Source organism: Spirosoma taeanense, from assembly GCF_013127955.1.
Lineage (GTDB): Bacteria > Bacteroidota > Bacteroidia > Cytophagales > Spirosomataceae > Spirosoma > Spirosoma taeanense.
On sequence record NZ_CP053435.1, the window covers coordinates 4,046,714 to 4,060,448 of the forward strand.

The 13,735-nt window shown below is 52.9% G+C and carries 10 protein-coding genes and 1 pseudogene; 9 read left to right on the forward strand and 2 right to left on the reverse strand.

The window, feature by feature from the left end; genetic code table 11:
* Positions 1 to 113 precede the first annotated feature (113 nt).
* On the reverse strand, positions 114 to 647 hold the full coding sequence (locus HNV11_RS16990) for a DUF2911 domain-containing protein (protein WP_171740796.1): 534 nt from the start codon (positions 645 to 647) through the stop codon (positions 114 to 116).
* 153 nt (positions 648 to 800) lie between these two features.
* Here HNV11_RS16990 and HNV11_RS16995 point away from each other — a divergent pair, with 153 nt between their 5' ends.
* The 6 genes from HNV11_RS16995 to HNV11_RS17020 all read left to right on the forward strand — a co-directional run bounded on the left by HNV11_RS16995 (position 801) and on the right by HNV11_RS17020 (position 9,245).
* Positions 801 to 2,606, forward strand: coding sequence for an acyl-CoA dehydrogenase (locus HNV11_RS16995; RefSeq protein WP_171740797.1), 1,806 nt, complete (start codon positions 801 to 803; stop codon positions 2,604 to 2,606).
* A 240-nt stretch (positions 2,607 to 2,846) separates the two neighbouring features.
* The gene (locus HNV11_RS17000; RefSeq protein ID WP_171740798.1) at positions 2,847 to 3,875 is read left to right on the forward strand and encodes a YheT family hydrolase; all 1,029 of its coding nucleotides are present in this window, start codon (positions 2,847 to 2,849) and stop codon (positions 3,873 to 3,875) included.
* Positions 3,876 to 3,918: 43 nt separating this feature from the next.
* The gene (gene serA / locus HNV11_RS17005; protein WP_171740799.1) at positions 3,919 to 5,823 is read left to right on the forward strand and encodes a phosphoglycerate dehydrogenase; all 1,905 of its coding nucleotides are present in this window, start codon (positions 3,919 to 3,921) and stop codon (positions 5,821 to 5,823) included.
* A gap of 91 nt (positions 5,824 to 5,914) precedes the next feature.
* Complete coding sequence (locus tag HNV11_RS17010; protein ID WP_171740800.1) at positions 5,915 to 6,991, forward strand: aminotransferase class V-fold PLP-dependent enzyme; 1,077 nt, start codon at positions 5,915 to 5,917, stop codon at positions 6,989 to 6,991.
* A gap of 168 nt (positions 6,992 to 7,159) precedes the next feature.
* A complete protein-coding gene (locus tag HNV11_RS17015; RefSeq protein ID WP_171740801.1) occupies positions 7,160 to 7,855 on the forward strand; it encodes a hypothetical protein in 696 nt (231 codons plus the stop codon).
* Positions 7,856 to 8,108: 253 nt separating this feature from the next.
* Positions 8,109 to 9,245, forward strand: a complete 1,137-nt coding sequence (locus HNV11_RS17020; protein ID WP_171740802.1) for a spore photoproduct lyase family protein — start codon at positions 8,109 to 8,111, stop codon at positions 9,243 to 9,245.
* Between the two features lie 38 nt (positions 9,246 to 9,283).
* Here the strand turns inward: HNV11_RS17020 and HNV11_RS17025 are convergent.
* Positions 9,284 to 11,326 (reverse strand): annotated as a pseudogene (locus HNV11_RS17025) (M13 family metallopeptidase).
* 59 nt (positions 11,327 to 11,385) lie between these two features.
* Here HNV11_RS17025 and HNV11_RS17030 point away from each other — a divergent pair.
* The 3 genes from HNV11_RS17030 to HNV11_RS17040 all read left to right on the forward strand — a co-directional run bounded on the left by HNV11_RS17030 (position 11,386) and on the right by HNV11_RS17040 (position 13,690).
* Entirely contained in the window at positions 11,386 to 11,841 is a 456-nt protein-coding gene (locus HNV11_RS17030; protein WP_171740803.1) for a DUF4920 domain-containing protein, read from the forward strand.
* A gap of 59 nt (positions 11,842 to 11,900) precedes the next feature.
* Entirely contained in the window at positions 11,901 to 12,335 is a 435-nt protein-coding gene (locus tag HNV11_RS17035) for a hypothetical protein (protein WP_171740804.1), read from the forward strand.
* A 77-nt stretch (positions 12,336 to 12,412) separates the two neighbouring features.
* A complete protein-coding gene (locus HNV11_RS17040; RefSeq protein ID WP_171740805.1) occupies positions 12,413 to 13,690 on the forward strand; it encodes a metal-dependent hydrolase family protein in 1,278 nt (425 codons plus the stop codon).
* The last annotated feature ends 45 nt before the right edge of the window (positions 13,691 to 13,735 follow it).

Sequence of the window (13,735 nt, forward strand, 5' to 3'; positions counted from 1 at the left end):
TTCGAGCCGGGACGGTACACTAAAAAAATAGCCCAAACCTATTCTATAAGGTTTGGGCTGGAGAAATTTAACCAGTTACTGGCTATAAAATCAGATCAGACTGCCGACCCGAATTAGCTGTTGTGCTTCATAACCGGCACCGACACCGTCATATTATCCCAGGCAATAGTAATGCTGTTGTTTGAAGGCGTAATCGTCAGTTTTTCGATGGGAGTCTTGTTCATCGAAACCGGTACTTTCACCATAGCGACATCCGTGCCTTTGGTTTTTTCATAATCATAGGCTCCCCACTGGCCTAACGTACCGTTCAGGATTACGCTCCATTCTTTCTCACCGGGAATGGTGAACAGCGTGTAGGTTCCAGCCTTAACCATCTTACCGCCGAACATAACGTCGTTTTTGAACGTCACTTCGGTAGCGTTGTTAGCGCCCGTCCGCCACACCTTTCCGTATTTTTCCAGACTGTTCGAGCCTTCTGCCCCAAAAATTACCCTTCCTTTTTTGGAAGGCTGTCCATAGACGACCGTAATGCTTCTATCTGGGCTTTCGGCCGTTATTTTCGGACTCATCGGTGGCTTCTTGTCCTGTGCTTGTACCAGCGATACCATGGCAAACAGGAGGGTAAATACTGCAATCAGGTTTTTCATGTCTAAAAAATTAAATGGTTTGATTACACGTCATATACGTCGCAAAGTAAACGATAGTTTCATGAGAGTAATATAAACATTGACGTAAAAAGCTGGTATTTTTACATCTCTCCTGGCATGTTTGCGTGCCATTTTTCACTCCAATCGTCCCCTATGGCTGCGACTTATTTAAGCAAACGAAATCTGCATTTCCTAGTACACGAAGTATTCAAAGCCGAGGAGCTGGCTCAATATGACTACTTCAGTGCCCACGATCGTGAAACGTTCAACCTGGTGCTTGATTCGGCGATTTATATTGCCGATACCGTTATGCATCCATACCTGAAGGAGGTTGACCGAAACCAGCCCGAGTTAAAAAACGGGCAGGTGACGGTGCACCCTAAAGTAAAAGAGTTCCTGCGGGCCATGGGCGAGGCCGGACTGATTGGTGCGGGATTTTCCTTCGAGCAGGGCGGTCAGCAGCTTCCCCAAATGATCAGTTCGCTGGTTGGCTTCATTCTGATGGCGGCTAATAACGGCATGATGTACACCGGGCTGACCTCGGGAGCCGCGCATCTGATTACGTCCTTCGGCTCGCCGGAACTCAGCGAATTTTACGTGCCGCCGATGATGGCCGGAGTCTGGCAGGGTACGATGGCCCTTACCGAACCACAGGCCGGTTCGTCGCTCTCCGACGTAACGACATCGGCCACGCCCCAGCCCGATGGCAGCTACAAAATCAAAGGTCAGAAAGTGTTCATCTCGGCGGGTGATCACGACGCCGTTGAGAACATTGTGCATCTGATGCTGGCCCGCATCGATGGCGCGCCTAAAGGCACCAAAGGCATTTCCCTGTTCGTCGTACCCAAGTACCGGCCCGACGGGAACGGCGGTTTTGTCGACAACGACGTTACGTCGACGGGTGTGTACCATAAGATGGGTCAGAAAGGTGTACCGGCCATGCACCTGACCATGGGCTCGAATGACAATACCGTCGGTTACCTTGTTGGCGAACCGCACCAGGGCTTACGGTATATGTTCCAGATGATGAACGAGGCCCGTATTGGCGTGGGCATGACCGCAGCCGCCATTGCGACAGCGGCTTATTACGCAGCCCTGCAATACGCCAAAGAGCGTCCGCAGAGCCGACGTCTTAACGAAAAAAATCTGCTGGATGCGCCCCAGACGCCGATCATCAACCACCCCGACGTACGCCGGATGCTGTTGTTTCAGAAAGCCGTTACGGAGGGCTCTCTGTCTCTCCTGCTTGAAGCGGCCCGGCTTTATGATATCAGCCGCGTAGCGGAAGGCGAAGAAAAAGAAAATGCGTTTCTGATACTGGATCTGCTGATGCCGGTCGCTAAATCGTTTCCTTCTGAGATGGGCGTACAATCGGTCAGTCAGAGTCTGCAGACGTTTGGCGGCTACGGATTCACGGAGGATTTCCCGGTCGAGCAGCTTTACCGCGACATCCGCATTACGCCCATCTATGAAGGGACAACCGGCATTCAGGCGCAGGACCTGCTGGGCCGGAAGATGACCATGCAGGGCGGAAAAGCGCCAAAACTGCTCTTTGCCGAAATTGGCAAAACCATTGCCGAAGCGAGCCGATTCGACGACCTGAAACCCTATGCCGACCAACTGACGGCTGAACTCAAGCGCACCCAAGACGTTATCGCCAGCCTGATGCCGCACGCGCTGAAAGGTGATACTGAGCGCTATCTCGCCGACGCTACGCTGTTTTTAGAATTGTTCGGGATTGTAGTTGTGGCATGGCAATGGTTAAAGCAGGCCGATGTTGCCAGACAGGCGCTGCTGACCCAAAATCCGCAGGGCGATGATCTGGCGTTTTACGAAGGAAAAATCCATACGATGAAGTTTTTCTTCCACTACGAAGTGCCTAAAACGCTGGGACTGGCGCAGCGCCTTACCGATACGGAGGTCCTAACGATTGTCTCGGAAAAGGAACTGGCACTTTAACCGAAGGGCTTCCTGATACCTTCAGGGAAGCCCTTCGGTTAGCCTGAATCTGCATAAGCAAAACCAGACGTTGAATCAGGGAAATAACGGGATGAGGGTTCATATCGCTCACTGAACAAAGGCAAATTCAGTAGTCAGCGCAAGGGCAAACCGATGATTTTTAGGGTTTATCAACTGAATCATTCTTAAAAGCAGCCGGGAAACCCTTACCTTTGAGGCTTCAATCACCCGCGTCCCGCAATGCCGCTGATTGCTCCATCCAGTTACCAGCCGCCTGCCCGTTTATGGAACGGCCACCTGCAAACCATCATTCCCTCGCTGTTTCGCAAGGTTGCGGTTCCTTACGTCCGCGAACGCATCGATACACCGGATGATGATTTTCTGGACCTGGACTGGGCATACGGACACCAGATGCCGGATTCAGAATCTGGTTCAAAAACGCTGGCCATTCTGACCCACGGCCTAGAAGGCAGCTCAACGAGCCCGTATCTGGTTGGCATGGCGAAACATCTGGTTCAGAACGGACTGGATTGCCTGGCCTGGCATTATCGTTCGTGTAGTGGCGAACTGAACCGACAGCAGCGGTTTTACCATATCGGCGAAACGGGTGATCTGCACTTCGTCATCAACTATGCCCTCTCAAAAGGGTATCAGCACTTATATCTGCTAGGTTTCAGCGCGGGCGGCAGCGTTACGCTGAAATACCTCGGCGAACAGGGCGAACACACCAACCCGGCCATCCGGAAAGCCGTTGTTTTTTCCGTTCCCCTTGATCTGATGGGGTCGGCCCGGCGGCTCGAACAGTGGGACAGCCTAGTGTATAACTATCGGTTTAACCGGACGCTTAAACGGAAGGTTCTGCAAAAGGCGGAGGTAATGCCGGGCGTTTTTCCGACCGCACAGGTCCGGAAAGCCCGCAGCGTTCGGGAGTTTGACAATCTGTTTACGGCCCCCATGAACGGCTTCCGCGACGTAACGGATTACTATACTCGCAGTAGTTCCCTGCAGTTTATTCCGAAAATCACCGTGCCGACGCTGATTGTGAACGCCAGGAATGACCCCTTTTTATCGCCCGAATGTTTTCCAACCGATCTGGCGCGGGAACTCCCGAACGTCTGGATGGAGTTTCCGGAGCAGGGGGGACATTGTGGCTTCCCACCGAAAGAAGGTACGATAAACAGCACATACTGGTCAGAAGAACGCGCAGCAGTGTTTCTGACCAGCCCAACGTTATCCCCGGACAGGCGTCCGGGGCAATTGATTAACTAAGTAAACTATCAATTGCTCCGGACATGGCTCCGGGGTCCTGAATATGCTCACCAAAGCGCCCGAACAGACTTACTACATCATTGATTTCGACAGCACCTTCACAAAGGTAGAAGCCCTCGACGTGCTGGGCGAAATCTCGCTCGTGGGTCGCCCCGACCGCGACGATGTCCTGAATCAGATCAAAGTCATAACCGACCGTGGTATGTCGGGCGAGATTTCGTTTACGGAATCGCTCGACCTGCGGCTGAACTTACTGAAGGCGCATCGCGATCAGCTGCCCGCGCTCATCGAAACATTGATGGGTAAAATCTCCGACTCGTTTCAGCGGAACAAGCAGTTTCTGACGGAAAACGCCGAACAGATTTACGTTGTCTCGAATGGTTTCCGGGAGTTTATCGTGCCGATTGTTACCTCGCTGGGAGTGCGGGCCGAGAACGTATTTGCCAATACGTTCGTGTTCGATGAAACGGGAAGCATTATCGGGTTCGACCGCGGGAATCCTCTTTCGGCCAATGGCGGCAAATCGCAGGTTATTCGCAATCTGAACCTCGACGGTGAGGTTTATGTGATCGGCGACGGTTACACGGATTACGAAATTAAAGCGTCGGGGCTGGCGAATCGCTTTTACGCGTTTACGGAGAACGTGATGCGCCCCCGCGTCGTTGAAAAAGCCGACCATGTAGCGCCCTCGCTTGATGAGTTTCTGTACCATAACAACCTGAGCCGCAGCCAGTCGTACCCAAAAAGCCGGATCAAGGTGCTACTTCTGGAGAATGTTCATCCGGCTGCCATACAGCTTTTTGAGCAGGAAGGCTTCAACGTTGAAATCCGGAAAGGCGCCCTCGACGAGGATGAACTGATCGAAGCTATTCGGGACGTATCGATTCTGGGTATCCGGTCGAAAACCATGGTGACGCGCCGGGTGCTGGAGCAGGCCAACAAATTGATGGCTATCGGCGCCTTCTGCATCGGCACCAACCAGATTGATCTGGAAGCCTGCACTGAAAAAGGCATCGCGGCTTTTAACGCACCCTACAGCAACACCCGCTCGGTGGTTGAACTGGCCATTGGCGAAATTATCATGCTGATTCGCAACATTGTGCCGAAGAGTAATTCGATGCACAAGGGCGTCTGGGATAAATCGGCCAAGAACAGCTTTGAGGTTCGCGGCAAGAAACTCGGACTGGTCGGTTACGGGAATATTGGCACGCAGCTTTCGGTCGTGGCCGAGGCTCTCGGTATGGAAGTGTATTTCTATGACATCGTCGATAAGCTTGCGCTCGGCAACGCCCGCAAATGCAAATCACTCGATGAACTGCTGGCCGTTTCAGATATTATCAGCCTGCATACCGATGGACGTAAGGATAACAGGAACCTGATCAGTTACCGAGAATTTGCGCTGATGAAAAACGGTGCCATCTTCCTGAACCTTTCACGCGGTCATATTGTGGACATTCCGGCGCTGGTGGATGCGCTGGAACGCAGCAAGGTGGCCGGAGCGGGCATTGACGTATTTCCGCAGGAGCCGAAAACCAATAACGAAGAATTCATTAACGCACTTCGGGGTATGCCCAACGTAATCCTGACACCGCATATTGGTGGCAGTACGGAGGAAGCTCAGGAGAACATCGGCAACTTCGTACCGGGCAAACTGCTCGAATACATTAACAACGGCAGCACCTACGGCAGCGTTAACTTCCCCGAGCTGCAGCTGCCGCTGCTGAAAGGCGCTCACCGGTTGCTGCACATCCACGCGAACGTACCGGGTATTCTGGCCCAGATGAACAGTATTTTTGCAAAATACCACATCAACATCCACGGCCAGTATCTAAAGACCAATGAGCAGATTGGGTACGTAATTACCGATGTGGACAAAGAATACGCCGAAGCGGTCGTAGAAGAATTGAAAGGCATCGACCACACGATTAAGTTCAGACTGTTATATTAATGAGCGAAAGAGCGAATGAGTGACCGAGTGAATGGAGCAGCTAATTGCTCTTTCACTTATTCACTCGTTCGCTCTTTTCTTCGTTCTCTCTATGAAATACACCTACTTTACACCCGGCCCGGCCGAACTTTATCCGACAATCTACGAACATCTGCAAACGGCGATAGACGAGCAAATCGGCTCGATTTCTCACCGCAGTCAACGGTTTCGTGACATTTATAAGTTTGCGGATGAACAGCTACGGACGTTGCTGAGTATCCCCAGCACACACGGCATTTTCTTTACCGGCTCGGCATCGGAAGTTTGGGAACGGATTCTGTTCAACTGCGTCGAACACGAAAGTTTTCACCTGGTCAACGGCTCCTTTTCCCGCAAGTTCTACGACTACGCCAACGCCCTGCACAAGTTTGCGCACTTGTTCGAGAAGCCATTCGGCGAGGGTTTCGACAGCACCGAAATCGAGGTGCCTGACTATGCCGAACTAGTAAGTCTAACGCACAATGAAACCTCCTCAGGTGTGCAGATGCGGCCAACCGAAATGCACAAGCTAAAGCGGAAATACCCGAAAAAGCTGTTCTGTGTCGATATGGTTTCATCGGCTCCCTACCCCGAGTTGGATTTCAGCCTGATTGATTCGGCGTTTTTCTCCGTGCAGAAAGCCTTCGGCATGCCCGCCGGTCTGGGCGTCTGGATTGCCAGCCAGACCTGCCTGGAAAAAGCCGAACGGTTACAGAAGTATGATTCAATGATCATTGGAGCGCACCATACCCTGCCAACACTCTGGAAACATTACCAGACTTTTGAGACGCCCGCGACCCCGAACGTTCTGTTTATCTATCTGCTGGGGAAAATCGTTGAAGACTTCAACAAAATTGGTATTGATACCCTGCGTAAGCAGACCGACGAAAAAGCCCGAATGCTTTATAAATTTCTGGATAGTTCAGATGCCTATGAGCCCTTCGTGAAACAGGAGCGGCATCGTTCACAGACAGTTATCGTCGCCAACACCAAAGAGCCTTCGGCCACCGTCATTGCCAGAGCTAAAGAAGCCGGCATGGTGGTTGGCAGTGGTTACGGTAAATTAAAAGACTCGCAGATTCGGATCGCTAACTTCCCCGCGGTATCGGCCGAACAGGTGAACGCCCTCATCGAGCAACTGAAGCGGTAACGTACAACCCCATCGTTAGTTTCCGACAACGCCTTTCTGCCCCGCCAGGAAGGCGTTTTTTGATTGGGTTTCACCTGGAAACCGGCCTGGTTACGGTATAACCTTATCAACCAGTTTAGAGTTAATAGAGTAGTGAATCTATAGACAGAATCTATTAACTCAACGACGATGAAAACTTTACTGAAAACATTGGCTCTGCTCTCTTGTCTATCCCTGGCGGGGTATGGACAGAACGGGCCGGATTCAACCCGAAGTAATCGACCGCTACTTGACGAAGACACTAAACAGGAAGCGCGCCAGAAAGCAGCTCAGGTAGAAGAGCGACTGGATGACGAACTGGAGCGCTCGCGCAACTACCAGCAGACCCATCAGCTAAGCTGGTTTCAGCCGGGCACTATTTTCGCCGGGGCCGGAATTGGCTTAGGGGCCGCCAACGGCCAGGCCTACACCGCTATCAATACGCGCGTTGGCTACTTTTTTCAGCCCGGATTTGCGGGTGGACTTCGTTATGATTTCGACCGACTGGTTGGCAATAAATACCATTCCCGTCAAGTCGGTATCTTTGCCCGGTACTACCCTTTCCGCACCCGAATCAGCAGCTTTTTAGGCGCGAGCCTAAACTCAGGCCGGGAATTTTCGTCAACGATTCCGGCGGATACAAAGTCGCGTTATACGAGTGTTGGTCTTGAAATTGGTCTAATGGCCTGGATTCTTCGCCGGTTAGGTGCTGAAATAACGTACGAAGGCAATTTTTATAACAAGATTGACCCAACCGCCAGCCGTGGCAAAGGCGGCCGGCTCAAGTTTGGTGTCAACTACTACTTCGGCTCCGTCGGAAGCCGGGGACTGCGGGTCGATCAGTAAAACCGTATTAAACCGTAGACGGCTACGTTTTGCGACGTAGCCGTTTTTGTGTTTCAATCTGACATTTTACGCTCTAATCCGGGTCTGTTCCAGGACATGCAAAGTCCAGAAAATAATTATCAATTAACTGTTAATCAATGTCTTACACAACGATAATATCTTCAACACTGGGATTTTTAAACGCGGCTGGCGTGTTATATCTATGCCTGTTTATGCTATAGTTTGTAGCCATATTCAGGCCTATTCAACGTCTATGACACTTGAACACCCAGTTGCTCTCCAGCCTCTATCCACCCGACCGGAGCCACTCGTTAAGTCAGCAAAATTATGGATGCCGAAGCGTGTCGTCTTTACGGCCGATGCGCTTAAGGAGCCATTTGGGCAGGCTATCTACGAACGGGTTTCTGCCTTTAACCTGCCCATCGAGATTGCCAGGAATAACCGCATTACAGGTCTGCGCGGGGCCGACGAGCGGGAGACGTACCGAATTGCCAAGAATACGCTGGCGGTAGTTAACGCCCCGCCGAGCGCCTTCCGGTTGCAGCCCATTCCCCCTTCAGCCGACTGGCAGATGAACCTGGCCGAAGGCTGCCCGGCCCATTGCCACTACTGTTATCTGGCGGGTAGCCTGGCCGGTCCGCCGGTTGTCCGGGCTTACGCGAATCTGCCGAAGATGCTCGAACACACGGCAACGTACGAGGGCACCTACCCGCCCAACCGAAGCTGGCAGGGCACCGATGCCAGCCGCCCGACTACGTTTGAGGTGAGTTGTTATACCGACGTCTTGGGCATTGAGCACCTCACGGGCAGTCTGGCCGAATGCATCCGCTACTACGGCACCCGCGAGAAAGGCCAGCTTCGTTTCGTCTCTAAATACAATCAGGTAGACAGCCTGCTCGATCTGCCGCACAACGGTCAGACCCGCGCCCGGTTCAGCCTCAACGCCGAATCGGTTGCCCGGCGACTTGAAGGTGGTACAGCCTCCATCGAAGCTCGTCTGCAGGCGATGCGGCAAATGGCGTTGCCGCGCGAATTGGGGGGCGGTGGCTATCCCATCGGTGTCGTGCTGGCCCCGATCATGCTCATCCCGGACTGGCGCGAACACTACACCGATCTGCTTGACCGGATTCAGGCTGTACTCGACTTTCCGTGTGATCTGACCGCCGAATTTATCAGTCACCGGTTTACGCCCGGCTCCAAAGACGTACTGCTGGAGTGGTATCCGAACACGTCGCTGGAAATGGACGAAACTGCCCGCGCCGAGAAACGGAACAAGTTTGGCGGCACCAAGTACGTGTACCGGCCGGAGGAGATGAAAGCGATGAAGGCGTTTTTCTTTGCCGAATGGGCCAAGCGGTTCCCTAACGCGCCAGTGCTGTACTGGACCTGATAGACCCCAGGGCACCGGCCGGTGCCCTGGGAGCAGTTCTACCACACCCTTGCCTGCTGTATTTCGGGTTTATATAACTTCTGACCCGGCTTTACGTTAAAGGCCGCGTAGAACGGCGCAAAGTTGGTTAGCGGGCCGTTGACGCGGAACTTGGCGGGCGAATGCGGATCGGTTGCTACGCCAACGCGCTCGGCCTCGTCGCGGATTTTAATCCGCCAGACTTGCGCAAAGCCCAGAAAGAACCGCTGATCTGGCGTAAAGCCATCAATTTTATCGGTGCTCTGGCCCTGCTTCGTCAGCTTAAATGCCTGATAAGCCAGCGTAATTCCGCCCAGGTCGGCCAGGTTCTCGCCCAGCGTCAGGCGACCATTGAGGTGCAGATTATCAAGCACCGTGTAGTTGTTGTACTGGTTGACAACGGCCTGAGTCTTGGTGTTGAACCGCTCGGCGTCCTGTTTTGTCCACCAGTCGCGGAGGTTGCCATTGGCGTCGTACTGCCGTCCCTAATCGTCGAACAGGTGCGTCATTTCGTGACCAATCACCATACCAATGCCGCCATAATTGATGGCATCGTCGGCATCTTTGTCGAAGAACGGAAACTGCAGAATCCCGGCCGGGAACACAATCTCGTTGTTGGTCGGGTTGGCGTAGGCGTTTACGGTCGGTGGAGTCATGCCCCACTCAGTCCGGTCAACGGGTTTATTGATCTTGGCGAAATCTTCCCTGAAATGATGTTTACGCGCCTGCTGAACGTTGCCGTAATAATCATCGCGCTTTACGTCTACATCGGAGTAATCTTTCCATTTGTCGGGGTAGCCGATTTTTTTGACAAATTTGTCTAGTTTCACCAGCGCTACCTTTTTGGTTTCCGGTGCCATCCAGTCGAGTTTTTCAATCCGCGCCCGATACACTTTCTGCAGATTATCGACCAGGGTCAGCATTCGCTCTTTGGCTTCGGCCGTAAAGTATTTTTTGACCCACAACTGCCCCAGCGCTTCGCCCAGCGACGCATCTACCCGACCGGCTATCCGCTTCCAGCGTTCGGGCTGTTCGGGCTGCCCATACAGCGTTTTGTTATTGAACTCAAAACTCGCCTGCTCAAATGGCTTGCTCAGTAAGTTGGCATTGTTGTCCAGCAGATCAAAGACCAGCCGATCTTTCAGAACGTCGATGGGCGTGGTGGGCAACATCCTGTCCAGGGCCTGGTAGTAAGCAGGCTGTCCCACCAGAACCGTATCAATCCGGGACAGTCCCATCGTGTTCAGCAGCGTCCGCCAGTTCAGGTTCGGCATCTGGCGGGTCAGGTCGGCCACGGCCAACTTGTTGTAGTTCGCCACCGGATCACGCAGGTCAGCGGGCGATTTATGCGATTTGGCTAGCGCCGTTTCAAATTCCAGAATGGCCGTGGCTTTTGTCCGGGCCGAAATGGAATCAGCCCCTACCAGGGTAAATAACTTCGCAACGTAATTCACAAAAGCCGCCCGAATCTTGCGGGTTGGCTCATCGGTTTTGGTGTAGTAATCTTTCTCGGGCAACGAAAGTCCGGCCTGCCCGAAGATGATGCGATTGATGGAACTCTGGCGATCGTCGGCTCCGACGTAAAGCCCGATGAATTCGCCACCCCGGTTGGTTTCGTCGGCCGCGATATAGTCCAGAACGCCTTTATAATCGGTGATGGACGCGATTTTCGCCAGTTCGGCTTTTATGGGTTCGTAACCACGTTTGTCGATCGTGACGGTATCCATACCGCTGGCGTAAAAATCACCGACTTTCTGCTCTACGCTGCCGGTTTTGGCTTCGGCGCTGGCAGCTTCTTCGAGAATACCCTTTGTCTTGAGCTGATTATCGTCATAAAGCTGGTAGAACGATCCCCAGCCCGTCTGGTCGCCAGGAATCTGTGTTTTCTTTACCCAGGCGCCGTTAGCATAGGAGAAGAAATCATCGCCGGGACTAACCGTCGTGTCCATCCCGGACCTATCAAAAAAAGTAGTACGAGCAGGGGTGTCGGAATTCTTCTGGCAGGCAACGACACCGAGCAGACTCATACTCAGCAGCGCCATGCATTTTGAACTAACCATCATGGTTTTTAGTAATGTCAGGAATTAAGTAGTTTTGGAGTAAAGATAACGTCTGCTTATTTATGAAAAACATACTCTTTATCGCCTGCCTGCTTGGTCTGTCTTTTAGTGCGCTGGCGCAGGACAACATCAGCTACCACGGCAAGAAAATTACGCCGACGGGTGCCATTCCGGCTACGCAACTGGCCGCCAAAATGGGCAGTAAAGATCAGATGCCTGCCAAAGTGGAAGGTACCGTTGAGTCGGTCTGCAAGGTAAAAGGCTGCTGGATGAAACTGAAAACCGGCGACGGTCAGACCATGCGCGTAACCTTTAAAGACTATGGCTTCTTTGTTCCGAAAGATATTGTCGGCAAGACCGTAGTTGTTCAGGGCAATGCCGAAACCTCCGTTACGCCCGTTGATGAACTGCGCCATTATGCACAGGACGCCGGCAAGTCAAAGGAAGAAATTGAAAAGATTACAGAGCCCGAAAAAGCGCTCACATTCGTAGCCGACGGCGTAATCGTAAAAAAATAGCATCCAGATTCCAACTGTCCGGGAGTGGTTGCGGTCTTTTTAAAAATGACAGCAATCATATGTTACCATTCGCAAAACGAACTGCCGGTTTTCTCATTGCCGGTACCGCATTCTTTTTCGCCTGCCAGTCGGCCAGCACACCCGCTCCGACCGATTATGTATCTCTTAAATTGAACCAGTCGGCGCGGTTGGCTTCGGACGTGGTCGTTCGCGTTGATTCCATTCAGGACAGCCGATGCCCAACGGGCACTACCTGCATCTGGGCCGGGCAGGCATGGGTTAATATGCTGCTTTCGGCCGGTAACGACGCCAGCACGGTACGTCTGGCGCTGGGTCCGGATGCCAGGGAAGGGTATGCAAAGCGGCTGGACTCAACAAACGTTTCGCTGAACAGCAAAACGTATAAAGTCATTCTCCGCGAGGTGAACCCGTATCCAACGGCGTCGACGGTTGGTGAGCCGCAGACAGCCGTCATTCAGGTGACAAAATTGTAAGGCTTCCTGCGCTTGTTTTCGTACTTTCAGGGCCGCAGCCAACAGGCTGCGGCTTTTTTATATACCAACTAATCATCATGAAGAAATTCTATCTGTTGGCAGGGCTTTCGTTACTGGCCTCACCGCTCCTGGCACAGCGTACGCTGATTCATTGCGGCAACCTCTTCACCGGGACGAGCAATGACCTGCAACACCAAATGACCGTAGTCGTTGAAGGCAACAAAATTACGGCCGTTCAGAAAGGTTACGCAGCCGCTGATGGTCAGGACCGGATCGTTGATTTAAAGAACAAAACGGTTCTGCCCGGCCTGATCGACATGCACGTACATATGGAATCAGAAACCCGGCGCGGTGGTCAGGTCGATCAGTTCACCCAGAACGTTCCGGATGTGGCGTTTAAAGCGGCTAAGCACGCCCGGACTACCCTGCTGGCTGGTTTTACGACCGTGCGGGACCTTGGCGGATCGGGTGTCAACGTTTCTCTGCGTAACGCGGTTAATCAGGGGCTGGTCGATGGGCCACGTATTCTGACCGTTGGTAAAAGTATTGCCACCACCGGCGGCCATGCTGACCCGACCAACGGCTACCGGCGCGACCTCATGGGCGATCCGGGTCCGGCCGAAGGCGTCATTAACAGTCCTGAAGATGCCCGCAAAGCCGTTCGGCAGCGGTACAAGGAAGGCGCGGACCTGATCAAGATTACAGCGACGGGTGGCGTTCTGAGCAATGCTAAAGATGGCTCCGGTCCGCAGTTCACGGAAGAAGAAGTCAAAGCTGTGGTGGATGCCGCCAAAGATTACGGCTTTCCGGTAGCGGCTCACGCCCACGGGGCAGAGGGCATGAAGCGGGCCATTCGGGCAGGTGTCCAAACTATTGAACACGGTACGTATATGGACGACGAAGCCATTGCGCTGTTCAAGAAACACGGCACTTACTTTGTGCCGACTATCATTGCCGGTAAAACCGTTGCCGACTCCGCTCGTATGTTCGGCTATTACCCCGCGCTGGTTCGCCCCAAGGCACTGGCAATTGGCCCCAAGATTCAGGCCACCTTCGGGAAGGCTTATAAGGCCGGCGTAAACATTGCCTTTGGTACCGATGCCGGCGTTTATCTGCATGGCTATAACGCCAAGGAGTTCGAATACATGGTTGAAGCGGGTATGCCACCAGTCGAAGCGTTGAAATCGGCTCTGATGACTAACGCCAGGCTTCTGGGCATGGACACGCAGATTGGTTCCATCGAAGCGGGTAAGCTGGCCGACATCATTGCCGTTGATGACTGTCCGATCCAGAACATCAAAACCCTGCAAACCGTACGGTTCGTCATGAAAGACGGGAAAGTCTATAAACAATAAGCGGCTTACCCAGCTCAAAACCGCGGATCTGCTCACCCGATTGAG